General features: G+C 69.6%; 23 protein-coding genes. 16 read left to right on the top strand and 7 right to left on the bottom strand.

Features of this window, described 5'->3' with window-relative positions; genetic code table 11:
- Positions 1-121 precede the first annotated feature (121 nt).
- Positions 122-1,237: a LysM peptidoglycan-binding domain-containing protein gene (locus J2852_RS09515; RefSeq protein WP_209874369.1), complete on the top strand. Its 1,116-nt coding sequence runs from the start codon at positions 122-124 to the stop codon at positions 1,235-1,237.
- Positions 1,238-1,358: 121 nt separating this feature from the next.
- On the opposite strand, the gene J2852_RS09510 is transcribed toward J2852_RS09515, so the two are convergent.
- Complete coding sequence (locus J2852_RS09510; RefSeq protein ID WP_209874367.1) at positions 1,359-1,823, bottom strand: hypothetical protein; 465 nt, start codon at positions 1,821-1,823, stop codon at positions 1,359-1,361.
- A gap of 127 nt (positions 1,824-1,950) precedes the next feature.
- Here J2852_RS09510 and J2852_RS09505 point away from each other — a divergent pair, with 127 nt between their 5' ends.
- Together J2852_RS09505 and pssA are read left to right on the top strand one after the other, a co-directional pair.
- The gene (locus J2852_RS09505) at positions 1,951-2,649 is read left to right on the top strand and encodes a phosphatidylserine decarboxylase (RefSeq protein WP_209874364.1); all 699 of its coding nucleotides are present in this window, start codon (positions 1,951-1,953) and stop codon (positions 2,647-2,649) included.
- A complete protein-coding gene (gene pssA, locus J2852_RS09500) occupies positions 2,646-3,542 on the top strand; it encodes a CDP-diacylglycerol--serine O-phosphatidyltransferase (protein WP_246499405.1) in 897 nt (298 codons plus the stop codon). Before J2852_RS09505 ends, pssA begins: the two co-directional genes overlap by 4 nt.
- A 19-nt stretch (positions 3,543-3,561) precedes the next feature.
- Here the strand turns inward: pssA and J2852_RS09495 are convergent, their stop codons facing one another.
- Positions 3,562-3,930 carry a hypothetical protein gene (locus J2852_RS09495; RefSeq protein WP_209874361.1) on the bottom strand — a complete coding sequence of 123 codons (369 nt, stop codon included), beginning with the start codon at positions 3,928-3,930 and terminating at the stop codon, positions 3,562-3,564.
- Positions 3,931-4,117: 187 nt separating this feature from the next.
- Between J2852_RS09495 and J2852_RS09490 the strand changes: the two genes are divergently transcribed.
- Positions 4,118-4,708 (top strand): GNAT family N-acetyltransferase, encoded by a 591-nt coding sequence (locus J2852_RS09490; protein WP_209874358.1) that lies wholly within the window; start codon positions 4,118-4,120, stop codon positions 4,706-4,708.
- A gap of 113 nt (positions 4,709-4,821) precedes the next feature.
- Complete coding sequence (locus J2852_RS09485; protein ID WP_209874355.1) at positions 4,822-6,945, top strand: hybrid sensor histidine kinase/response regulator; 2,124 nt, start codon at positions 4,822-4,824, stop codon at positions 6,943-6,945.
- A 56-nt stretch (positions 6,946-7,001) separates the two neighbouring features.
- On the opposite strand, the gene prmB is transcribed toward J2852_RS09485, so the two are convergent.
- Both prmB and arsC read right to left on the bottom strand, forming a co-directional pair.
- Positions 7,002-7,967: a 50S ribosomal protein L3 N(5)-glutamine methyltransferase gene (gene prmB, locus J2852_RS09480; protein WP_343206705.1), complete on the bottom strand. Its 966-nt coding sequence runs from the start codon at positions 7,965-7,967 to the stop codon at positions 7,002-7,004.
- A complete protein-coding gene (gene arsC / locus J2852_RS09475) occupies positions 7,968-8,309 on the bottom strand; it encodes an arsenate reductase (glutaredoxin) (protein WP_209874352.1) in 342 nt (113 codons plus the stop codon).
- A gap of 198 nt (positions 8,310-8,507) precedes the next feature.
- On the opposite strand from arsC, the gene serA reads away from it, so the two are divergent.
- The 7 genes from serA (at position 8,508) to J2852_RS09440 (ending at position 14,923) form a co-directional block, all read left to right on the top strand.
- On the top strand, positions 8,508-9,755 hold the full coding sequence (gene serA, locus J2852_RS09470; protein ID WP_425514361.1) for a phosphoglycerate dehydrogenase: 1,248 nt from the start codon (positions 8,508-8,510) through the stop codon (positions 9,753-9,755).
- Between the two features lie 60 nt (positions 9,756-9,815).
- Positions 9,816-10,556, top strand: a complete 741-nt coding sequence (locus tag J2852_RS09465) for a hypothetical protein (protein ID WP_209874346.1) — start codon at positions 9,816-9,818, stop codon at positions 10,554-10,556.
- 88 nt (positions 10,557-10,644) lie between these two features.
- A complete protein-coding gene (locus J2852_RS09460) occupies positions 10,645-11,493 on the top strand; it encodes a PIG-L deacetylase family protein (RefSeq protein ID WP_209874343.1) in 849 nt (282 codons plus the stop codon).
- Positions 11,484-12,539 carry a glycosyltransferase family 4 protein gene (locus tag J2852_RS09455; RefSeq protein WP_209874340.1) on the top strand — a complete coding sequence of 352 codons (1,056 nt, stop codon included), beginning with the start codon at positions 11,484-11,486 and terminating at the stop codon, positions 12,537-12,539. Before J2852_RS09460 ends, J2852_RS09455 begins: the two co-directional genes overlap by 10 nt.
- Positions 12,536-13,594: a GNAT family N-acetyltransferase gene (locus tag J2852_RS09450; protein ID WP_209874338.1), complete on the top strand. Its 1,059-nt coding sequence runs from the start codon at positions 12,536-12,538 to the stop codon at positions 13,592-13,594. Before J2852_RS09455 ends, J2852_RS09450 begins: the two co-directional genes overlap by 4 nt.
- Positions 13,591-14,409 (top strand): hypothetical protein, encoded by an 819-nt coding sequence (locus J2852_RS09445; RefSeq protein ID WP_209874335.1) that lies wholly within the window; start codon positions 13,591-13,593, stop codon positions 14,407-14,409. Before J2852_RS09450 ends, J2852_RS09445 begins: the two co-directional genes overlap by 4 nt.
- Positions 14,402-14,923, top strand: a complete 522-nt coding sequence (locus J2852_RS09440; protein ID WP_209874332.1) for a GNAT family N-acetyltransferase — start codon at positions 14,402-14,404, stop codon at positions 14,921-14,923. The genes J2852_RS09445 and J2852_RS09440 overlap by 8 nt, the downstream gene beginning before the upstream one ends.
- 212 nt (positions 14,924-15,135) lie before the next feature.
- On the opposite strand, the gene J2852_RS09435 is transcribed toward J2852_RS09440, so the two are convergent.
- Together J2852_RS09435 and J2852_RS09430 are read right to left on the bottom strand one after the other, a co-directional pair.
- Positions 15,136-15,432, bottom strand: a complete 297-nt coding sequence (locus J2852_RS09435; protein ID WP_246499403.1) for an HNH endonuclease — start codon at positions 15,430-15,432, stop codon at positions 15,136-15,138.
- Positions 15,433-15,439: 7 nt separating this feature from the next.
- Positions 15,440-18,526, bottom strand: a complete 3,087-nt coding sequence (locus tag J2852_RS09430) for a response regulator (protein ID WP_209874329.1) — start codon at positions 18,524-18,526, stop codon at positions 15,440-15,442.
- A gap of 178 nt (positions 18,527-18,704) precedes the next feature.
- Here J2852_RS09430 and J2852_RS09425 point away from each other — a divergent pair, with 178 nt between their 5' ends.
- The 3 genes from J2852_RS09425 to J2852_RS09415 all read left to right on the top strand — a co-directional run bounded on the left by J2852_RS09425 (position 18,705) and on the right by J2852_RS09415 (position 19,996).
- Positions 18,705-19,064 (top strand): hypothetical protein, encoded by a 360-nt coding sequence (locus tag J2852_RS09425; protein WP_209874326.1) that lies wholly within the window; start codon positions 18,705-18,707, stop codon positions 19,062-19,064.
- Positions 19,065-19,087: 23 nt separating this feature from the next.
- A complete protein-coding gene (locus tag J2852_RS09420) occupies positions 19,088-19,354 on the top strand; it encodes a hypothetical protein (RefSeq protein ID WP_209874323.1) in 267 nt (88 codons plus the stop codon).
- 69 nt (positions 19,355-19,423) lie between these two features.
- Positions 19,424-19,996, top strand: a complete 573-nt coding sequence (locus J2852_RS09415) for a DUF421 domain-containing protein (RefSeq protein ID WP_209874320.1) — start codon at positions 19,424-19,426, stop codon at positions 19,994-19,996.
- 57 nt (positions 19,997-20,053) lie between these two features.
- Here J2852_RS09415 and carA read toward each other — a convergent pair whose 3' ends face one another.
- Positions 20,054-21,229 carry a glutamine-hydrolyzing carbamoyl-phosphate synthase small subunit gene (gene carA, locus J2852_RS09410; protein WP_209874317.1) on the bottom strand — a complete coding sequence of 392 codons (1,176 nt, stop codon included), beginning with the start codon at positions 21,227-21,229 and terminating at the stop codon, positions 20,054-20,056.
- A 324-nt stretch (positions 21,230-21,553) separates the two neighbouring features.
- On the opposite strand from carA, the gene J2852_RS09405 reads away from it, so the two are divergent.
- Positions 21,554-22,012, top strand: a complete 459-nt coding sequence (locus J2852_RS09405; RefSeq protein ID WP_209874314.1) for a GatB/YqeY domain-containing protein — start codon at positions 21,554-21,556, stop codon at positions 22,010-22,012.
- Positions 22,013-22,062 lie beyond the last annotated feature (50 nt).

Below are 22,062 nucleotides of genomic sequence, written 5' to 3'. Positions count from 1 at the left end.
CGGTGCGGGCCGTCCGTGAGGATATGCATATGATCCATCGGCGGTGTTCTGCCTGGGCAATCCGATCTGCTATCCTCCGGACGGTCGGCGTGTCGGCCGGTGGCGAAGCGGCGGTGCATCCGTGAATCAGGTTCTCCTTTTCGGCGGTGTGGCGGCAGTCCTGGCGGCCGGAGCGGTCGCCTATGTCTCCGTGACCCCGCCTCCAGCCCCGAAAGGCGCCACCGTGGCGCTCGGACCGGCCGCCTCGGCGCCCGCGAAGCCCCCCGAACCCAAGTCCAGTGAACCCCGTGCCACACCCGCCGCCGTGGCCCCGGTCCCAGCCCAACCTCCCGCTCCCAGCGGCCCGCGCTTTGACATCGTCCGCGTCGCTCCCGATGGCGCGGCGGTGATCGCCGGCCGCGCGACGCCCGGTTCCTCGGTCACCGTGCGCGACGGCGAGCAGCCCCTGGGCTCGGTCAAGGCCGACGGGCGCGGCGAGTGGGTGCTTCTGCCCGACCAGCCCCTGACCCCCGGCACGCGCGAGCTGAATCTTTCCGAACAGAAGCCCGGCGCCGCCGAGCCCATTCCGTCCGAGCGGGTCGTGGTCGTCATGGTCCCGGAAGCGACGCCCTCCACCGGCGGCGCCTCCTCGGATGCGCCCTCGGCTCCGCTTGCCGCCCCGCTCGCCGTCGCCGTCCCGCGCGATGGCTTGGGGCCGAGCACCGTGCTGCAAGCCCCCACCGTTCCCAAGGACGCCACCCCCAAGGACGCCGGAACCGTGACGCGCAGCATCGCGGCCCCGCCGCCGCCGGGCGGCGTGTCGGTGGAAAGCATGGACTACGACGCCACCGGCCAAGTGGCGATGGGCGGACGCGCTCAGCCCGGCAGCGCGGTTCAGCTTTATCTCGACAACCTGCTGGTCGGCCGCGCCCACACCGACCCGGACGGCCGTTGGCGGCTCAGCCCCGAACGGGCGATCAGCCCCGGCGTCTACACGCTGCGCGCCGATCAGGTGACCGAGGCCGGCAAGGTAACCGCCCGAGTCGAGCTTCCCGTCCAGGTGTCCGAGGTGCCGGCCAACCTGCCGGAAGGCCGGAAGGTCGTGGTCCAGCCCGGCAACAGCCTGTGGCGCATCGCCCGCAGCACCTACGGCCACGGCGTGCAGTACACGCAGATCTATCAGGCCAACCGCGACCAGATCCGCGATCCGGACCTGATCTATCCGGGCCAGATCTTCGCGCTTCCCGTGGCGAACTGAGCCCCGTTGGGCCCCCACCCAAACCCTCCCCCACCTTCGGCGGGGGAGGGCTAAACAACCTGCCCCCGCCGAAGGTGGGGGAAGGAGGGGCCCACGCAGAGCGTGGGAGGAAGGGGGCCTGTCACAGGTACGGCGCGAGCATCCGCAGGAAGGGCCGCGCCTCCTGGAGCGCCAGCACCGTTTGATGGATCAAATCCTCCGGAGTCGCCTGCCCATCGTAGCGCGCTTCGGAAAACAGCAGGATCTTCTGCCCCCCCTGCACCAGGAACCGGGCGAACCTCAGGTCCTGAATCCCGCGCAGGATGCCGAGCAGCTGCCGACGCCGCTCCGGCGACTGCGCGGTGTAGGGGATGTGCCCGACCTCCGCCCAGATCTGCGACACCGACACCGCGCCGTCGAAGCTGACCGCCACGTTGAACGGCAGGTCGTCGGCCATGAAATGCAGGCGCGCCGGGCGTGGCGGCTTGGCGATGCCCAGCACGCCTTCCGGCGTCATCACGAAGGAGTCGGGGTTGAACGGAAGCGCGGTCTCGGCGACCTCCGCGAGCGACGGCATGGCCTGAAGGCGGGCGGCGGGAACGGACACGGGGGGTCGCTCATTCATGTCGATGGTTGGCGTTAGTCTCCGCCCCGCCTGCTAAAATTCTGTAAAGGGCGGGGGAGGACGTCTAGAATGCGCCGCATCAAACGCAGTAAGGGCTTAAGAGACGGCGATGTCCGCCATTGATACCGTAGTCGTTCCGATCCACCGCGCCGGCTGGCCCTTCATCGCCGCCTTCGCCGTGGTCTCCCTGGTCCTCGGGCTTGCCGTCGCCGAGCCGCTCGGCTGGATCGGGTTCGTGCTGACCCTGTGGTGCGCGTATTTCTTCCGCGACCCCGACCGCGTCACCCCGTCGCGCCCCGGCTTGCTGGTCAGCCCGGCCGATGGCCGCGTGACCATGATCGTGCCGGCCGTGCCGCCGCCCGAACTCGGCATGGGCGACGCGCCGCGCACCCGCATCAGCATCTTCCTCAACGTCTTCAACGTGCACGTCAACCGCGTGCCGGCGGACGGCACCGTGGTCGCGGCGGAATACCACAAGGGTACCTTCGTGAACGCCGCGCTGGACAAGGCCAGCGAGGAGAACGAGCGCGCCGCCTTCCGCCACCGTCTGCCCGACGGGCGGGAGATCGCCTATGTGCAGATCGCCGGCCTCGTCGCGCGCCGCATCCTGTTCTGGGTCAAGCCGGGGCAGGAGGTGAAGGCGGGCGAGCGCTTCGGCCTGATCCGTTTCGGCAGCCGCACCGACGTCTACCTGCCGGACGGCGTGGCCCCGCTGGTCTGCGTCGGGCAGAGCGCCATCGGCGGCGAGACGGTTCTGGCCGATCTCACCTCCACCGAACCGCAACGCCAGGGGGAAGTGCGCCGATGAAACGGCCGCCCGTCTTCAAGCAGCCGGTCTTCAAGCCGGGCGTCTTCCGCAAGCGCCGGGTGCGCCGGCCGCACCCGCGCCTGAAGGGGTTGTCGATCAACCACCTTCTTCCCAACGTGCTGACGGTGCTGGCGCTGTGCTCCGGCTTGACGGCGATCCGCTTCGCCATGCACGAGCGGTGGGAACCGGCGGTGATCGCCATCGTGATCGCCGCCATTCTCGACGCGCTGGACGGCCGCATCGCCCGCCTGCTGAACGGCCAGAGCAAGTTCGGCGCGGAGCTGGACAGCCTGTCCGACGTGATCAGCTTCGGCGTGGCGCCGGCCTTCATCATGTATCTGTGGGCGCTGAACGGGGCGGGCAGCCTGGGCTGGATCGCGGCCATGGCCTACGCCGTCTGCGCGGCGCTGCGGCTCGCCCGCTTCAACTCGCGCCTCGACGTCGAGATGCCGCCCTGGGCCTTCAACTACTTCACCGGCGTTCCGGCCCCGGCCGGCGCGGGTCTGGCCGTGCTGCCCATGGTCGTCGGGTTCGAGGCCGGGCCGGAGATCGCCGGCCATCCGGCCATCGTGGTGCCCTGGACGCTGCTGGTCGGCGGTCTGATGGTCAGCACGCTGCCCACCTTCTCCTTTAAGGGGATGCGGGTGCCGACCCACTATGTGGTGCCGGCGCTGGTCGGCGTCGGCCTGCTCGCCGCCGCGCTGGTCAGCCAACCCTGGTGGACGCTGGCCTTCGTCGGGCTCGCCTACCTCGTCACGCTGCCCTTCTCGGTGGCGCAGTTCGCCAAGCTGCAGCGCGCCGCCCAGCAGATGCAGGAAGAAGCGGAGCAAACCACCGACACGGGGGAGGCCCAGCCCACCCCCGCGCCCGAGACCAAGACGACGACCGAGTAGGCCGTCGACTGGGCAAGCCTCAATCGGCGGCTTCCGGCAGGTCGATGTGCCGCAGATCGACGTGCGGCAGATCGGCCGGGACCGTCCGTTCCACGACGGTCACCCGCGCCACCATGGGGATCTGGCGCAGGCAGTTGCCGACATGGTCCGACTCGGCGCGGACCATGCCGGCGACCTCCATCGCCACCTCCAGCGTATCGCCGGCCAGCCGACTGCTCAGCGACAGCGGGACGAGGCCGCGCTTGGCGATCAGCTCAAGCACGCGGGGCAGGGTGCCGGGATCGGCGTCGGCCTGCACCAGGAAGGCGACGCAGCGGTTGGGATCGGTCGGACGGGATTCAGCGGCGGGGGCCGACAGAACGGCCACGGGGCGCACGACGGTGGTCATGGATCACATCACTCAAAAACGGGTCGGAAAAAGCAGACGTACGAAATCCCCGGCTCTCAAAGGAGAACCGGGCTGCTAATTCGCTGACCGAGCGTGAGGTGATGTCCAACCATGCCAGCAGGGTACGGCGGGACGGACGGATGGTCAACGCCCACAACGACGCAGCAGCCGACAAAAGGAAAGCAGCATGTCCACGCCCGACATCCTCATCCGCCCGGCGGAGCCCGACGACGCGCCGGAGATGGCGCGGCTGATCGACATGGCCGGCGGCGGTGTCTACGAATTCCTGCTGGACGGGCTGGTGCCCGGCATGACGGCGGCGGAGATGCTGGTGCCCGGCCTCGCCGGCTCGTCCGGCTCCTTCTCGCACCGCCATTCCGGCGTGGCGGAACTGGGGGGGCGCGTCGTTGGCGTTGCGCACGCCTATCCCGTGGACTGGATCAAGACCGAGGATTACAGCGGTCTTCCCCCGGATCGCCTCGCCCATCTGGCGAGCTTCAACGCGACCCAGGATTGGGGCAGCTACTTCCTCTCGGCGCTGGCCGTCGATCCGGCCTTCCGTCGCGCGGGTGTCGCCCGCCGCCTGCTCGACTGGGTGTATGGGCGGGCGCGCACCGGCGGGTTCGACCGGGTGTCCCTGCACGTCTGGGCCGACAACCCCGCCGCCCTAAGCCTCTACGCCTCGGAAGGCTTCCACGAGGTCGCCCGCGCCGCCGTTCCCTGGCACGAACGCCTGCCGCACCAGGGCGGCAGCATCCTGCTGCGCAGGCACGTGTAGGGCCCCTTCGGCTGTTCGGCCTAGAACTTCAGCGGCGGCCTTCCGAATGGGGTAATGACAGCCCTGCCGGTTTTAGTATTCACTGACGCGGAACAACCCCGGCGGGCAACCCTATGTCGAAGCGACTCTCCATCGGCGAGTCCCTGACTCTGCTGGTGACGTGCTTCGCCGTCCCGCTGACCCTGCTGCTGGTCGCCTCCCTGCGTGACTACCGCGAAACCTTCCTGGAGGGGGAGCGCCACGCCAGGCGCACCGTCCAGCTTCTGCACGAGCAGGCGGCGCGCTCCTTCGCCACTCACCAGTTCATCCTGGATGAGTTGGACGACCGCCTCCGCGACCTGACCTGGGACGACATCGCCCGGTCCGAAACCGTCCACCGCATGCTGAAGCGCGTGGACGAGGCGTTCGACAGCGTGGACAGCATCTGGCTGACCGCTCCCGACGGGCACAGCGTCAACAGCAGCGTCATCTTTCCCCTGCCGGACATCAGCGTGGCCGACCGCGATTACTTCAAAGCGGTGCGCGAGCGCGACGCCCTGTTCGTCAGCGAAGCCTACGAAGGGCGCATCACCCACGTTCCCGCCTTCAATCTCGCGCGGCGGCGAACGGCCCCGGATGGCCGCTTCGACGGGGCGATCACGCTGTCGGTGCACATCGATGCCCACGCGGCGGCCTTCGCGCGGGCCTTGTCCGCATCCGGCGACGTCGCCGGCCTGATTCGGGCGGACGGCACGATCCTCGTGCGGCGCCCGTCTTTTTCCAGTCCGGGTTCCGTCCGCCTCGGCCCCGACAACCCCCTTCTCAAGGCGATGACGATCCGTCCCGAAAGCGGCCTGATCCGCACGCGGTCGGAACTGGACGGGGTGGAACGCTTTTTCGCCTATCGCCGGCTGGGCGATCTGCCGATCTACGTCACCTATGGCCATCCCGTGGCGGCGGTGCAGGCGCAATGGTTGAGCCACGTCGCCATCTACGCCCTCGTCGCGGTGCCCTCGTCCTTCCTGCTGGCTTTCCTCGCGCGGATCGCCATGCGCAAGAGCCGCTCGGAACGGCGCGCCGTCGCCCAATTGCAGGAAGAGGTGGTCCGGCGCGAGCGGGCCGAGGAAATCCTGCAAAAGATCCAGCGGCTGGAGATGCTGGGCCAGATCACCGGAGGCATCGCGCACGACTTCAACAATCTGCTGATGGTCATCACCAGCAACCTCTATCTGGCGCAGGCGCGGGCCGGCGCGGACAGCCCCTGCAACCCCTTCATCGACACGGCGATGCAGGCGGCCTACCGGGGCGGCCAACTGACGCAGCAGCTTTTGAGCTTCGCCCGGCAGCAGACCCTGAAACCGGAGGTCGTCAACCTCACCGAAACCCTGTCCACCATGGCGGACAGCATGCTGAAGCGGTCACTGCGCGGCGACATCGCCGTGGAGACCGACTTCGCCTCCGGCCTCTGGCCGGTCGAGGTGGACCGCGCGCAGCTGGAACTGGCCGTCCTGAACCTCGCCGTCAACGCCCGCGACGCCATGCCCACCGGCGGGACGTTGCGCGTGGTGACCCGCAACGTGGAGTTCGCTTGCAACGACGGCCCGGACGGCCTCGATGGCGCTTTCGTGGCGTTGACCCTGGCCGACACCGGCACCGGCATCGATCCGGCGATCCGCGACCGCGTCTTCGATCCCTTCTTCACGACGAAGGAGGTCGGCAAGGGCACCGGTCTCGGCCTCAGTCAGGTCTACGGCTTCGCCTCCCAGTCCGGCGGCACCGCCGTGATTGAGGGCGAGCCCGGCGCGGGCGCCGCGATCACTCTCTACCTGCCGCGCTCGCGCCACGCCCCGAACCTGGCGACGGGCGACATCCCGCCCCCCATCCCCGCAGGCCATGGACGCGCGGTCCTCTTGGTCGAGGACAGCCCGGAAATCGGCAAGACGACCACGACCCTTCTGCAGGGCTTCGGCTACGCGGTCACGCTGGCGGAAAACGCCGACCGCGCCCTGGAATGCCTGTCGAACGGCAAGCGCTTCGACCTCGTCTTCTCCGACATCGTCATGCCCGGCTCGATGAACGGGCTGGAACTCGCCCGGACCATCCGCCGGCGCTTTCCCGACCTGCCGGTGCTGCTGACGACCGGCTACTCCAACGGTGCCGGCAAAGCCCGCGAGGAAGGCTTCCAACTCCTCCACAAACCCTACCGCCCCGAAGCCCTCGCCAGGGCCATGCGCGACCTGCTGCGGGTCGAGGCATAGGCTCCAGGCGCCCTCTCCCGCCCGCTGTCGCGGGCAGGAGGGGGAGGAGTCGGCGCTTACTTCACGCCCTTCAGCTGGTCGCGGGTCAGCCAGAAGACCTCGCCGAAGCTGTTGGCCGTCTCGACCCAGAAGAAATCCAGGTCTGGATATTCGGCTTCCAGGATCTCGCGGCCGGTGCCGAACTCGCACAGCAGGCCACCCTCCGGCGTCAGGTGCTTGGCGGCTTCGCGCAGGATGCGGCGGACGATGTCCAGCCCGTCCTCGCCGGACGCCAGCGCCATTTCCGGCTCGTGCCGGAATTCCGGCGGCAGGTTCGCCATCGCCTCTGCGTCCACATAGGGCGGGTTGGTGATGATGACGTCGTATTTGCGGTTCTTCAGCGGCGCGAACAGGTCGCCCTGATGCAGGGTGATGCGGTCCTCGTAGCCGCTGTCGCCGACGTTGCGCCGGGCGACTTCCAGCGCGTCGGGCGACAGGTCCACGGCGTCCACCTGCGCCTCGGGGAAGATGCGCGCCGCCAGGATGGCGAGGCAGCCCGACCCGGTGCACAGGTCCAGCACCCGCTCCACCGAGGTCGGGTCCTCGACCAGGGTGAAGTCGTCGCCGTCATCGCTGTCGTCGTCACCGCCGATCAGGCCGGAGAACAGGATTTCCCCGATGTAGGAGCGCGGCACGATCACCCGCTCGTCCACGTAGAAGGGGATGCCCTGGATGTAGGCGCGGTTCAGCAGATAGGGCGCCGGCTTGCGCGTGTTGACCCGCTTGTGCAGCAGGTCGGCCAGCTTCTCGCGCTCCGGCGTGGTCAGCCGGGCGTCCAGATAGGGCTCCAGCTGGTCGATGGGCAGGTTCAGCCCTTCCAGCACCATGAAGACCGCCTCGTCGAAGGCGCTGTTGGTGCCGTGGCCGTAGTCCAGCTCGGCCTCGTTGAAGCGGCTGACGCCGAAGCGGATGAAGTCGCGGACGGTGCGCAGCTCGGCGGCCGCCGTCTTGGGATCGAAGCCGATCGTGGTGTTTGGGGTCACTTACAGGATCTCCAGAACGCTTTCCGGCGGGCGGCCGACGCGGGCCTTGTCGCCCTTGACGACGATGGGACGCTCGATGGCCGTGGGGTTGGCCGACAGGGCGGCGATCAGGGCGTCGCCGTCCAGATCCTTGGAAATCCCGGCCTCCGCCGCCTCCTTGGAACGGACGATGTCGCGCGGGCCCTTGCCCAGCTTGGTCAGGATGGCCTTCAGCTCGGCGGCGGATGGCGGGGTCTTCAGGTACTCCACCACCGTCGGGGTGATGCCCCTGGACTGCAACAGCTCCAGCGTCTGGCGCGACTTGCTGCATCGGGGGTTGTGGTAGATGGTCACGTCGCTCATGCCGGGGTGCCTCCCTCGCGTTATCCCGGCCCGGAGAAATACACCGGCCCCGCGCGCCCCGCCAAGCCGCCATGCGCGGACGCGTGCGGCAACGCAACATCCCTCGCGTGACAAGGCCCCGTCTTGGTATTACCTTGCGCGCTCGCATTTCATACGGCCCGCCGACATGGGGGCCACCAGACATTACGGATGCCCGCCGTGACCAAGCTTTCGCTCTCCAGGGACAAGATCAACATCCTTCTCCTCGAAGGCGTCCACGACAACGCCATCAACGAGCTGGCCCTCAGCGGCTACGCGACCGTTGAGCGGCTGCCGAACGCGCTGGACGAATCGGAACTGCTGGAGCGCATCGGCTCGGTGCACATGCTGGGCATCCGGTCGCGCACCCACCTGACCGCGAAGGTGCTGGAGGCGGCGACCCGCCTCTTCAGCGTCGGCTGCTTCTGCATCGGCACCAACCAGGTCGATCTGAAGGCGGCCCGCCGCATGGGCATCCCGGTCTTCAACGCGCCGTACTCCAACACCCGTTCGGTGGCGGAGCTGGTGATCGGCGAGATCATCATGCTGATGCGCGGCATCTTCCCGAAGTCCAACCTCGTCCACGGCGGCGGCTGGATGAAGTCGGCCAAGGACTCTTACGAGATCCGCGGCAAGACGCTGGGCATCGTCGGCTACGGCCACATCGGCACGCAGGTGTCGATTATGGCCGAATCCATGGGCATGCAGGTCCGCTACTACGACATCGTGAAGAAGCTGGCGCTCGGCAACGCGCAGCCCTGCCACTCGCTGGAGGAGCTGCTGGCGGTGTCCGACGTGGTGACCCTGCACGTGCCGGACACGGCCCAGACCCGCAACATGATCGGCGAGGCTCAGCTTCGCACCATGAAGAAGGGCAGCCACCTCATCAACGCTGCGCGCGGTCAGGTCGTGGACATCGACGCGCTGGCCCGCGCCCTGAAGGAGCGGCACCTGATCGGCGCCGCCATCGACGTCTTCCCGAAGGAGCCGGGCGGCAACGACGAGGAGTTCGTCAGCCCCCTGCGCGGCCTGGACAACGTCATCCTGACCCCGCACATCGGCGGCTCGACCATGGAGGCGCAGGCCAACATCGGCACCGAGGTGGCGCAGAAGCTGATCGAGTATTCGGACAACGGCTCGACCATGGGTGCCGTGAACTTCCCGCAGGTGGCGCTGCCGGTGCACGCCGGCTGCACCCGCTTCCTGCACGTCCACGAGAACCGTCCGGGCGTGCTGCGCAAGCTGAACGAGGTGTTCTCCGGCCGCAACCTGAACATCGCCGCCCAGTATCTCCAGACCGATCCGGAGCTGGGCTACGTGGTGGTGGACGTGGACGGCGACGTGGACGAGGCCGAGGTGACGAACGAGCTGCGCGCCATCGAAGGCACGCTGAAGGCCCGCTTCCTCTACCCCGGCGCGCGCGGCTGATCGGCGCAGACCCGGCAGCGGCCCTTGCTTGAGGCGGGGCCGCTCCCGACATTCGGGGACATGACGGTCGCACGCCTGCCTCTGACGGCATACCTCCTCGTGTCGGGCATGGTTCTGGGCGTGGCCGGGATGCTGTCCGCATCCCCGGCCATGGCGCAGCAGGGCGCCTCCTGCCCGCGCTTCGGCCCGGTGGAGGTGAACGTGCAGTTCCAGGTCGCCAAGCTCCAGCGCGACTACACCCGGCCGCTGGCGCAGCTCGCCGCCATGCCCGGCCGGGCGCCGGGGCCGGCGGGCGCCTCGCGCGGGCACATCATGGGCCTCGCCCACGCCAAATACGGCGAACAGTCGCAACTCGGCGCCCTGTTCCAGCCGATGGGCGACGGCACCGTCTGCGGCGCCGCCAAGACGCTGAACGTCACCTTCGGTTTTCAGGAACGCATCATCTTCGTGGCCCGCGAGCTGCCGCAGGGCTCCTGCATCCATGGCGAGGTGCTGAACCACGAGATGAAGCACATCGCCGTGGACGAGCAGCTGTTGCGGGAGTTCGGGCCGACCATCAAGCGCCGCTTGGAAGGGGCAATCTCCCAAACCCGGCCGGTGCGCGCCCGCTCCCAGGAACAAGCTCTAGGCGCGATCCGTCGGCCCATCGAAGCGACCATGCGCCAGATGATGCAGGAGTTCGGGCGCGAGCGCGAACGGCGTCAGGCCCAGGTGGACACGGTGGCCGAATACGAACGGGTCAGCCGGTCCTGCAACGGCGAGATCAACCGGTATATCCCAAAGGGGAAAAGCCGCCTGTAAGGGGTGTGTCTACCGCTCCGGAGTTCCGGAACACGGCAGCTCTGGTTCCTGTTTGGCTTTCGCTCTTCCGCAACAGCGAACCGCCGACATGCCCTTCTCCTGCATCGACGAGGCGCCACCCGCGTCCCGCCGTCCCGATGTTTGTGGCCATTTGCCCTTCGACCTCGGCCAGCGCGCGCTGGTGGTCGTGGCCCATCCCGATGACGAGACCATCGGGGCCGGCGCCCATCTCGGCCGCCTCAAGGAGGTCCGCATCCTCCACACCACCGATGGCGCCCCCCGCTCCGGTGTGGATGCCGAGGCCGCCGGCTGCACCGGCGTGCTGGAATACGCCGCCCTGCGCCGGCTGGAACTGGAACGGGCCTTGGCCCAGGCCGGCGTGACGGCCGACCGGCTGGACAGCTTGGGCTTCGCCGACCAGGACGCCTCCTTCCACCTCGCCGCCCTGACCCGGCTGGTCATGCATCGGATTGAGGACCGGGCGCCCGACGTGGTGCTGACCCACGCCTACGAGGGCGGACACCCCGACCACGACGCCACCGCCTTCGCCGTTCACGCCGCCTGCGCCCTGCTCGACGGTGCCGCCCCCAGCATCGTCGAGATGGCCGGCTATCACGGCGCGGACGGCATGACCAACGTGCAGGAATTCCTGCCGGCCCCCGGCATCCCCGTCCACACCGTCACCCTCGACCCCGCCGCCCGCCGGCTGAAGCGCCGGATGCTCGACGCCCACGCCAGCCAAGCGGCCACGCTCGCCCCCTTCCGGGACGACGTGGAGCAGTTCCGCCGCGCCCCCGCCTACGACTTCACCACCCCGCCGCATCCCGGCCTCCTGAACTACGACCGCTTCCCGTGGGGCATGACCGGGGAGCGCTGGCGCGGCTTGGCCGCCGAGGCGCTGCGCACGCTCGGGCTGGAGGGTGCCGGATGCCTCTGACCGTGCTGAGCGTCGCCTATCCCTTCGCCCCCGTCGGTCCCGACGCGGTCGGCGGGGCGGAGCAGGTGTTGAGCACCCTCGATCACGCCCTGGTGGAGGCCGGCCACCGTTCCCTCGTCGTGGCCTGCGAGGGCTCATCGGTCGCCGGAACCCTGCTGCCGGTCCACACCGTGCGCGGCCGGATCGACGATGCCGTCCGTGCCGCCGTCCACGCCACCGTGCGCCGCACGATCCGCGCGGCGCTGGCCCGTCATCAGGTCGATCTGGTCCATCTGCACGGCATCGACTTCGCCGACTATCTGCCGCCGCCAGGCGTGCCCGCGCTGGCGACCTTGCATCTGCCGCCCGGCTGGTACCCACCGGACGCGCTTGCTCCCAAGCGCCCGGACACGCATCTGGTCTGCGTCTCGGCCTCCCAGCACCGGGTCTGCCCCCCGAGCGTCCGGCTGCTGCCCCCCATCGCCAACGGCGTGGCGGTGGAGCGCTTCGCGGCCCGCCTGACCAAGCGGCGCTTCGCCCTGACCATGAGCCGGGTTTGCCCGGAGAAGGGCATCCACCTCGCCCTCGACGCCTCCAAGCGGGCTGGCCTGCCGTTGCTGATCGGCGGACAGGTGTTCCCGTACCCCGAGCACGAACGCTACTTCGCCAGCAAGGTCCGCCCCCGCTTGACCGGTGGCAGCCGTTTCCTCGGTCCGGTGGGCGGTGCCCGCAAGCGGCGCCTGCTGGCGGCGGCCCAATGCCTGTTGGTGCCGAGCCTCGCGCCGGAGACCAGCTCGCTCGTCGCCATGGAGGCGATGGCGAGCGGCACGCCGGTCGTCGCCTTTCCCAACGGTGCCTTGCCGGAGCTTGTGGAGCCCGGCGTGACCGGCTTCCTTGTCAGGGACGCGTCCGAAATGGCCGACGCCATCGCGAACGCCGCCCGCCTGGATCCGGAGGCCTGCCGGGCCGCCGCAAGAATGCGCTTTTCGGCCCGGCGCATGGCGGCCGACTATCTGGACCTCTACACCCGGCTGGCCGGCCGGAACCTGCAAGCGGGGGCGGCATGATGCGGGCTTGGACGGAAACGCGGGTGGAAACGGGGACGGTCCGCGTTCCCGCCTTATCGTCCGACATCCGCATCGTCTCCGCCCGCAGCGGGCCGGCGCTGGAGGCTTTGGCCGCACCCTGGGCCGCGCTGTGGCGCCGGGTGCCGCACGCCACGCCGTTCCAGCACCCGGCCTGGCTGATCCCCTGGTGGCGGAGCTTCGGTCATGGCGACCTGTGGGTGCTGGCCCTGTACCGCCGCGTCCGGCTGGTCGGCGTCATTCCCCTGTACCGGGAGGGTGACAGGTTGCTGCCGCTCGGCGTCGGCATCACCGACATGCTGGACGCGCTGGTGGAGGAGGACGTTCCGCTCGGTCCCGTTCTGGCCGCCATCCCCGGCCTGACCGGCTGCCCCAGCATCGAGTTCCCCGCGCTGGCCCCGTGGTCGCCGCTGCTCCGCACGGCGGCTCCGCCCGGCTGGTCGGAGGAAGGCGGGGTGACCGATGTCTGCCCCGTGCTGCCCCTGCCGCCGAGCGCCGCCAGCCTCGGCGCGGTGTTGCTGGCCAGCCAAGCCCGCAACCTGCGCCACACCACCCGCCGCGCCGAGCGGGCCGGCGCCATCGAGATCGAGGCGGCCACCGCGCACACGGCCGGCGGCATGCTGGAGGATCTGTTCCGCCTGCACGCTGCCCGCTGGGGAAAACGTGGCGAGTCCGGCGTCCTCGCCGACCCAGCCGTCCAGTCCTTCCACCGCATGGCCGCCCCGGCACTGGCCGAGGCCGGGCTGCTGCGCATGCACCGCCTGCGCATCGGCGGGCAGCTCGCCGCCGTCCATTACGGGTTCGGCGACGGTCTGGGTGGGGGCCGGCGCGCCTACTACTACCTGGGCGGCTTCGATCCGGAACTGGCGCCGCTCGGCCCCGGCGTTCTCATCGTCGGCCACGCCATCGCCGAGGCTCTGCGCGAGGGCGCCGCCGAGTTCCATTTCCTGCGCGGGCGGGAGCCCTACAAGTACCGCTGGGGCGCCCTGGACCAGCCGAGCGTCACGCGCCGCTTCCATTGCGGAGACGACGCATGAACCGACCCATCGGAGTCCGCTGGACCATCGGCGACGTCAGTCCGCGCGGGTTCGAGGCGCTGCGGCTCTCCATCTGGGGCGCGTGGCGGCTGTTCGGGCCGGAGGCGCGCTATGCGGTCGTCGTCAACAGCCTGACGCCCGAAGCCGCCCAGCGGCGCACGGGCGCCGTGCCGGACGCGGTGGAGTGGCGCACGGCCGGCGGACTGCCCGACTTCCTGCGCGATCACCTCGACGCCGAGATGGCGGAGGGCGTGGCCTGGAAGTTCGCACCGCTGCGCTGCTTCCCGGACCGGTACGAGCTGTCGCTCGACAACGACTGCATCCTCTGGGACCTGCCCGAGGCCATGCGGGCGTGGCTGGAGGAGGCGGAACCCCGCTGCCTCGTCGCCGCTGACGTGACGGCGGCCTTCGGCGCCTTCGCCGGCCTGACGCGGGACGATCCCCGGAACATGGGCATCCGCGGCCTGCCGCCCGGCCACGACCTGGGCGCCGCGCTTTGGGCCGTGTTGGCCCGGCATCCGGTGCCGCTGCGCTCCGAACTGGACGAGCAGGGGCTTCAGGTCGTGGCGCTGGATCTCGGCCGTCCGGCCCATGTGGTGTCCACGGCGGACGTGAACCTCTGTTCCCCCTTCTGGCCGAAGGTGCCGGAGCTTGGGCGGGCCGGCGCCCACTTCGTGGGTCTGAACGCCCGGAACCTGCCCTGGAACTACTACGACCGTCCGGCGACCGAATGCGTCATCGAGAACTGGCGCAACCACCGGCCGGAGCTGTACCGCCGCGTCGGGCTCGCCGAGCCCGTCCTGACCGATGCCTGAACCGCCCACACTCGGTCGGGCGACGCTGACGGTCGAGATGGTCATCCGCCTCTGCGCAGAGGCGGACCTGCCGGCGCTGGAATGGATGGGCCTCTTCTCCCCGCACCGGGCCGTGATCCGCGATGCCTTCGAGGCGCAGCAACGGGGCGACGGGCTGATGCTGCTGGCGCTGACCGCCGGATTCCCGGTCGGTCAGGTGTGGATCGACCTCGCCCGCAAGCGGGGGGAGGGGACGGCGGTGCTGTGGGCGGTGCGGACCTTTCCCCCCTTGCAGGGCGCCGGCATCGGCCGGCACCTGATGACCGCCGCCGAACGGATCCTGCGGGAGCGCGGTATCCACCGTGCCGAACTGGGGGTGGAGCGGGCGAACGAGGGGGCGCGGCGCTTCTACGAAAGGCTCGGCTGGCGAGAGGCGGGGACGCTCCGGGAAACGTTCCGCTTCACCGATCCCGAGGGGCGGATCTTGGAAGAGCCGTTGGATCAGTGGCGCATGGTCAAGGACCTGGACGGGTGACCACGCCGGTTTGGGCGGCCCGTCTTCGCCGTATGCCTGTCCTTATGTCGTCATTCCCGCGCAGGCGGGAATCCAGCCCGGACAAGCATTGAACCGCGGAGATCCTGGATCCCCGCCTTCGCGGGGATGACGGTGAGGAGACGGAACGCTCCGAGCGGGCACGCTTCCCCGGACAACCGTGCGCCTTCGCGGGGAGGACGAAGGGGAGACGGTCACCGCTTCCTCTTCCCGCGTCCGGAATCGTGTCGGTCCATGAACTCCGGCGGCTTGCGGGCGACCCAGCGGAGGAAGGACGCGATGTCCGGATGGCCGCGCAGGCTTTCGACCGTATGATAGTGGTCACGCAGTTGCTGTTCGCTCAGCACGGCGTGGATCTTGGCGTGGCAGATGCGGTGCATGGTCACCGTCTCCCGTCCCCCGTAGGTGCGCGGGACGAGGTGGTGTTCGTTCAGGCTCGGCCCCGGCATCATCGGACGGCCGCAGAGCGGGCAAGGCGGAAGGGCGTCCATCGGCCTGTCATGGCATGCCCACAGGGGAGGGCGGGGCGAGGGTCGCGCGGATGCGGGCCTCCAGCTCCTCCGAACGGTAGGGCTTCTGGATGATCGTCAGCCCGTCGATCTGCGCGGCCTTGGGGATCTCGGCGTAGCCGGTGACCATCAGCACCGGCAGGTTCGGCCGCTCGGCGCGCAGGGTCCGGATCAGCTCAAGCCCCGTCATGCCGGGCATGGCGTAGTCGGTCAGCACGAGGTCCACCTCCGTCTCGCCGGACAGAATCTCCAAAGCCTCGATGGCGCTGGACGCCTCCGTGACGTGGAAACCGGCCTGCTCCAGGACCGTCACGGTGGTCATGCGGACGAGCGCCTCGTCCTCCACCACGAGGACGGTGGCGAAACGCTGATGCTTGGCAGCCTCGGGTTCCGGGACGGCGGCCTCCAGCATCCTTTCCCCAATCTCGGCGCGCGGCAGGTAGAGCGCCACCGTCGTGCCGGCGCCGATACGGGTGTCGAGCGTCGCCGTGCCGCCGGACTGCGCTGCCAGCCCGTGCACCATGGATAGGCCGAGGCCAGTGCCGTGGCCGACGCCCTTGGTGGTGAAAAAGGGCTCGAAGACGCGGGCGGCGACGTCGGGGCTCATGCCCGTGCCGGTGTCGGTCACCGCGATTCGGACGAAGTCGCCGGGGGCGAGATCGGCCGGACGCGCGGCGGCATCGGCCGCGCAGTTGACGCTGCGGATCACCAGCGTTCCGCCGCCGGGCATGGCGTCGCGCGCGTTGATGGCGAGGTTCAGCAGCGCCATTTCCAGTTGGCTGGGGTCCACCTGCGCGGCCCACAGGCCGGGCTCGGTCTCCGTCATGATGTGGATCGTGCCGCCGAGCGTCCGCTCCAGCAGCCCAACCATGCCCTGGACCAGGGCGCCGACGTCCACCGTCTTCGGCTCCAGCCGCTGGCGGCGCGAGAAGGCCAGCAGGTGCTGGGTCAGCGTGGCGCCGCGATCCACCGCTCTGGTCGCCATGCTCAGCGCCTCGCCGGCTGGGCCGCCGTCGATGTCCGCCTTCGCCTCGATCAGATAGAGCGCCGACCCGATGGCCTGGAGCAGGTTGTTGAAGTCGTGCGCGATACCGCCGGTCAACTGGCCGATGGCGTCCATCTTGCGGGCCTGGTGCAGCGCCTCCTCGGCGTCGCGCAGCGCCGCTTGGGCGCGCTCGCGTTCGCTGATGTCGCGGGCGACGTGGAAGGCGCCAATGCGCCGGTCGCCCGCGTCCAGGATCGTGCCGAAGGCCAGCTCGTAGCGGCGGCGGCGCAGGATCGGGTTGCCGAAGTCGGAAACGATGGTGAAGCTCTCGCCGGACAGCGCGCGGCCCCACAGCTCCCGCGCCGCCGCCTCCATGTCCGGCAGTCCGGCCAGCATGTCGAGCAGCGAGGCGCCGATCTCCGGGCGCTGGCCGAAGAGGGACTCGAACTCGTCCTGGTAGGCGTTGTTGAACAGGATGAAGCGCAGATCCTGGTCCATGGCGACGATCATGTCGCCGCTGCTCTCGATGATCGCGGCGAACAGGCGGCGGTCGGCGGCGTGGCGCTCCACCACCTCGCCCAGCTGCTCCTCGTGGGCGCGGCGGCGCTCGGTGACGTCTTCCAGGATGCCGACGGCGCGCGTTGCCTGCGGATCGGGGTCGGCGAGAAAGGCGCCCCGCATGGCCAGCCAGCGCACCCGGCCATCGGGGGAGCCCACCGGGAACTCCACCTCGAACTCACCGGCGGCCGGACCGTCGCGGTGCAGGGCGATGCGGATGCGGTCGCGGTGGTCGGCCGCGACGTTGCGGATCCACGCCTCCAGCGACGACCCGCCGGTGGCGGACACGCCGAGCAGCGCGGCCGTGCGGCCCCAGCCGTGGAACTGCCCGCCGCGCGCGTCGAAGCGCCAGACGCCGAGGCCGACCGCTTCCATGGCGAGCCGCTGCTGTGCCTCGCTATCGCGCAGGCGCCGGGCGGTGGTGGCGAGCGCGCCGGCCACCTCGTTCACCTCGCGCAGCAGGGTGCGCTCGGCCAGAACCGGCGCGGCGGGGATGGATCCGCGGCCGAGCGCCAGCGCGGATTCGGCGAGCGCGGTCACCGGCTCGGTGATGCGCCGGCCGACCGCCAGCGTCATCAGCAGGCTGAGCATCAGCAGGATGCCGCCCCCGCTCAGCACCAGGGTCACCGACTGGCGCATCGGCTCGTCGATGATGGCCTGCGGCACGCCCACGGCGACGGTCCAGCCCGACAGGTCCGACCGGGCGAAGGCGTTGAAGAAGGGAACGCCGTCGCGCGCGTTGAAGCGGAAGGTTCCGGCCGGCGTCGTCGATGTCAGCTGGAAGGTGTCCGGCGATACGGGCGTGCCGGTGAACGCCTCCGGCGCCTTCGTCCGGGTGATGAAGACGCCCTTGCGGTCCCACAGGCCGGCGATCCACCCGGTCGGCAGCGTCTGGTTGGCCAGGACGGCCGCCAGGACTTCGGTCGGGACGCTCATCGACAGGACCCGGTTCACCCCGCCTTCGCGCGGGACCGGCACGGCGACGGCGACCACGGGGCGGCTGGCCACGGCGCCGGTGAACAGCTCCGAAATCTGCGGTTGGCCGGTTTCCGCCGCCCGGCGGATCAGGGCCGGCACCGCCGCGCGCGGCAGCGGTTCGCCATAAGGGCGGCGCGTGCTGACGATCTGCTGGCCGTTCCCGTCGGACAGGACGATGTGGATTCCCTCGCGCCGAATGTCCTTGTCGCGCAGCACGTTGGTGGCCTGCCGGTGGAAGGCGGCGAAATCATCCGTGGCGATGTGGTGGGAGTTCGTCAGCACCTGCAGCGCCGTGACCATGGAGGTCAGCTCACGGTCGATGGCGACGGCCATCGTTCGGGCGAGATCCTGGCCCGACCGCTCGATGGTTGCCCGCTGGGCCTCGGCCATGCGGATCACCGTCCAGCCGGCGAAGGCCAGCACCGGCAGCAGCGCCGCCATCACCAGCAGCACGAGCCCGGCGCGCAAAGACAGGCCACCGGCCGGCGTGCGGGGGGCGGTGCCGCTTTCCGCAGGTTGGGCTTGCAGGTCCGAGATCGGTTCCCGAACAGGCACGGTCGTGTCTTTCCTCGCGTTGGTTGAGCGGCGGCGCGGGCCCGCAACATCGCAGAGTCCGGCCTGAAAAGACATACCCCCATCGAAATAGACGCGTCCAAGGGGAACCGGCCGGGACTCGTTCTGTTGCCTGATTGCGAGGAACGCAAACTTTTGGCGAAGGACTTGGGTGACCGGAATGGTTGACCGCAACCCTGACGATACCGCGTCCGGCAAAGGCAGCCCCAACAATGGCAGACCCAGCAACGTCGGGGCCGGTCCCGGCACGGGCAATCCGCGCCCCGACTATCCCGGCGGTTCGCCGGCCGATGTCCGGGACGGCACTCTGCGCCAGCGCCCACCGGTGGACGACCGCACCGGGCCGGCCAATCCGGGCCTTGCCGCCGAGGGCGTCTCGCCCAATGCCCGGCATTCCACCGTGACGCATTCCACCGTGACGCCGTCTTCGACCCGCTCCGGCTGGTCGGGCGGTGGGATGGCGATCCCGGCGCTGTTCGTGGTGGTGGCGATTTTGGCCCTGATGGCGGTGTTTCTGTGAGCGTGCAGGAGGGAGAATTTACGATGTCCGATAAACGGAATGAGCGGAGCGGCGCCGACTGGCAGACCACCGGCCAGGCGCCCTTCAACGAGAAGCCCGGCCCCATGACTCCGCCCTGCGGGCCGGAAAAGCCGGCCGACGGCCAGGGCCGCAAGAGCCCCGGCAAGACGACCGAGGTGGATGACACCCAGGTCGGGCAGGCCGGCGGCGCCGGCGGTCGTGGCGGTGCCACCGCCTTCGGCGGCGTGGAGCGCGTCCAGCCCCGCACCAAACCCGGTGGCGGGAAATAGCGAAGAAATGGCACCGCCGCCGGCTGCCGTCGTTTCCCGTCGTAGAAGACGGAAGGGACGGGGGCAGAGATGGATGAGATTGCGGCGGTGGTGCGATTCGCTCTGGGACTCGGCCTCGACGGCAAGGAACTGGGCCTCGGCCAGATGGTCCTGCGGGCAGTCGTCGTCTATGTCGTGACCGTGGCGATGGTCCGCCTCGGCAAGAAGCGGTTCATGGGCAAGGCCACGGCCTTCGATGTGATCCTCGGCATCATGCTGGGCTCCGTCGTCAGCCGCGCCATCACCGGCAACGCTCCGTTCGTGCCGGCGCTCGGCGCGGCGGCGATGCTGATCGCGCTGCACGCCGCCATCTCCGCCATCGGCTGCCGGTTCCATGGCTTCGGCTGGCTGGTGAAGGGCGACGCGCGGCTTCTGGTCCGCGACGGCACGGTCGATTGGGCGGCGATGCGGCGCGCGCACCTGACCCAGAGGGACCTAGACGAGGATCTGCGCCGCCACGGGATGACCGGCGTCGATCAGGTGACCGAGGCCCGTCTGGAGCGCAACGGCGACATCAGCGTCATCAAGGCCAAAAGCGCGCCCAAGGTCGTGGAGATCGCCGTCGCCGACGGCGTGCAGACCGTGCGCGTGGAGTTGGGCTGACATAAGAAAAGGGAGCCGAAGCCGGCTCCCTTTCTTGCGTTCGTATGGCTGGGACGCTTACGGCAGCGGCTTGCCGGCCATCAGGTCCACGAAGCGGTCGAACAGATAGTGGCTGTCCTGCGGGCCGGGCGAGGCCTCGGGGTGGTACTGCACCGAGAAGACCGGCTTGCCCTTCAGGCGGATGCCCTCGTTGGTGCCGTCGAACAGGCTGACGTGGGTCACCTCGGCGTCGGCGGGCAGGGTCTCCTCCATCACCACGAAGCCGTGGTTCTGGCTGGTGATCTCCACGCGGCCGGTGGCGAGGTCCTTCACTGGATGGTTGGCGCCACGGTGGCCCAGCGGCATCTTCTTCGTCTTGGCGCCCAGCGCCAGCGACAGCATCTGGTGGCCCAGGCAGATGCCGAACACCGGCAGGCCGGTGTCGATCAGGCCGCGGATGGTCGGGACCGCATACTCGCCCGTGGCGGCGGGGTCGCCGGGGCCGTTCGACAGGAAGACGCCGTCCGGCTTGTGGCGCATCACGTCCTCGACTGTGGCGTTGCCGGGCACGACCGTCACCTTGCAGCCGGCCGCCGCGAGGCAGCGCAGGATGTTGCGCTTGGCGCCGAAGTCCAGCGCGACGACGTGGAAGCGCGGCTCCTCCTGCTTGGCATAGCCCTGGCCCATGGTCCAGGCGCCCTCGTCCCAGCCGTAGGTCTGGCGGCAGGAAACCTCCTTGGCGAGATCCATGCCCTCCAGCCCCGGCCAGCCCTTGGCCTTGGCGATCAGCGCGTCGAGGTCGAACTTGCCGTCCGGCGCGTGGGCGACGACGCCGTTCGGCGCGCCCAGGTCGCGGATGCGGCGGGTCAGGCGGCGGGTGTCCACGCCCGCCAGACCGACGAGGCCGAAGCTCTTCAGCCAGTCGTCCAGGTGGCGGGTGGCGCGCCAGTTCGACGGGTCGGTGATGTCCGCGCGCAGGATCAGGCCGCGCGCCACCGGGGTCACCGTCTCGATGTCCTCGACGTTGGCGCCGGTGTTGCCGATGTGCGGGAAGGTGAAGGTGATGATCTGCCCGGCGTAGCTCGGGTCGGTCAGGATTTCCTGATAGCCGGTCATCGAGGTGTTGAAGCACACCTCACCCACCGAATCTCCCACGGCACCGATGCCTCGGCCCTTGAAGACGGTGCCGTCGGACAGAACCAGGACACCGGTGTAAGCGCCGGCATCGCCCGCCGGGAGAGTCGATTGAGCCATCCTTCAGACCTTATCAAGAGCCGCCGCGGGTACATATAATCGTGTTGCGGAACGGCGACAGCGCGTTCGTCCCGCTCGGCGCACGCGTCGCCGTTCGCTCCTGGTTCGTCCGAAAATCCGTGAGGACACGCGGACGGAGCCGGGACCGATTAATCGGGACGGGTGGGCCGGTCAACCGTATATGACGATTGGTGATCCGATTTCCAGCGGTCCGTTTGCATGGTCGGGGTGCGGAAACGAATTGCCGTGGCAATCCGCCGGCATTTTAGGAATATTGCCGGTCCGTGCCGGGGTGTCCCGGCCTATCGAGATGAGGGAACAGGCATGCTGCGCACGCGGCTGAACGAGGCCTTGAAGCAGGCGATGCTCGCCAAGAACCAGCGCGCGGTGTCCACCGTGCGCCTGATCCTGGCCGCGTTGAAGGATCGCGACATCGCGGCGCGCACGCGCGGCGCCCCCGAACTGGACGACGCCGAAATCCTGTCGATGCTGCAGACCATGATCAAGCAGCGCCGCGAATCCATCAGCCTGTACGAGCAGGGCGGCCGCCTCGAACTCGCCGAGCAGGAGCGCGAGGAGATCGGCGTCATCGAAGGCTTCCTGCCGAAGCAGATGTCGGACGAGGAGGTGAACGCCGCCGTCCAGGCCGTGGTCGCCGAGACGGGTGCGGCCAGCATCAAGGACATGGGCAAGGTGATGGCGGAGCTGAAGGCCCGCTACGCCGGCCAGATGGACTTCGCCAAGGCCGGCCCCGTGGTGAAGCAGCAGCTTTCCGGCGGCTGAGGGGCGGGCGGCTGAAGGGCGGGGTGCCGGCGGAGTAGACCGAACGCGGG

This window comes from Azospirillum soli (genome assembly GCF_017876165.1).
GTDB classification, from domain to species: Bacteria; Pseudomonadota; Alphaproteobacteria; order Azospirillales; family Azospirillaceae; genus Azospirillum; species Azospirillum soli.
The sequence above is the reverse complement of the archived record's forward strand: the minus strand, read 5'-3'. Positions and strand labels throughout refer to the sequence as shown.

Coding starts and splice junctions, on each gene's coding strand:
- J2852_RS09505 (WP_209874364.1), top strand. CDS start 1,951: ATGTCCGCCATTGATACCGTAGTCGTTCCGATCCACCGCGCCGGCTGG.
- pssA (WP_246499405.1), top strand. CDS start 2,646: ATGAAACGGCCGCCCGTCTTCAAGCAGCCGGTCTTCAAGCCGGGCGTC.
- J2852_RS09495 (WP_209874361.1), bottom strand. CDS start 3,930: ATGACCACCGTCGTGCGCCCCGTGGCCGTTCTGTCGGCCCCCGCCGCT.
- J2852_RS09490 (WP_209874358.1), top strand. CDS start 4,118: ATGTCCACGCCCGACATCCTCATCCGCCCGGCGGAGCCCGACGACGCG.
- J2852_RS09485 (WP_209874355.1), top strand. CDS start 4,822: ATGTCGAAGCGACTCTCCATCGGCGAGTCCCTGACTCTGCTGGTGACG.
- arsC (WP_209874352.1), bottom strand. CDS start 8,309: ATGAGCGACGTGACCATCTACCACAACCCCCGATGCAGCAAGTCGCGC.
- J2852_RS09465 (WP_209874346.1), top strand. CDS start 9,816: ATGACGGTCGCACGCCTGCCTCTGACGGCATACCTCCTCGTGTCGGGC.
- J2852_RS09460 (WP_209874343.1), top strand. CDS start 10,645: ATGCCCTTCTCCTGCATCGACGAGGCGCCACCCGCGTCCCGCCGTCCC.
- J2852_RS09455 (WP_209874340.1), top strand. CDS start 11,484: ATGCCTCTGACCGTGCTGAGCGTCGCCTATCCCTTCGCCCCCGTCGGT.
- J2852_RS09450 (WP_209874338.1), top strand. CDS start 12,536: ATGATGCGGGCTTGGACGGAAACGCGGGTGGAAACGGGGACGGTCCGC.
- J2852_RS09445 (WP_209874335.1), top strand. CDS start 13,591: ATGAACCGACCCATCGGAGTCCGCTGGACCATCGGCGACGTCAGTCCG.
- J2852_RS09440 (WP_209874332.1), top strand. CDS start 14,402: ATGCCTGAACCGCCCACACTCGGTCGGGCGACGCTGACGGTCGAGATG.
- J2852_RS09435 (WP_246499403.1), bottom strand. CDS start 15,432: ATGGACGCCCTTCCGCCTTGCCCGCTCTGCGGCCGTCCGATGATGCCG.
- J2852_RS09425 (WP_209874326.1), top strand. CDS start 18,705: ATGGTTGACCGCAACCCTGACGATACCGCGTCCGGCAAAGGCAGCCCC.
- J2852_RS09420 (WP_209874323.1), top strand. CDS start 19,088: ATGTCCGATAAACGGAATGAGCGGAGCGGCGCCGACTGGCAGACCACC.
- J2852_RS09415 (WP_209874320.1), top strand. CDS start 19,424: ATGGATGAGATTGCGGCGGTGGTGCGATTCGCTCTGGGACTCGGCCTC.
- carA (WP_209874317.1), bottom strand. CDS start 21,229: ATGGCTCAATCGACTCTCCCGGCGGGCGATGCCGGCGCTTACACCGGT.
- J2852_RS09405 (WP_209874314.1), top strand. CDS start 21,554: ATGCTGCGCACGCGGCTGAACGAGGCCTTGAAGCAGGCGATGCTCGCC.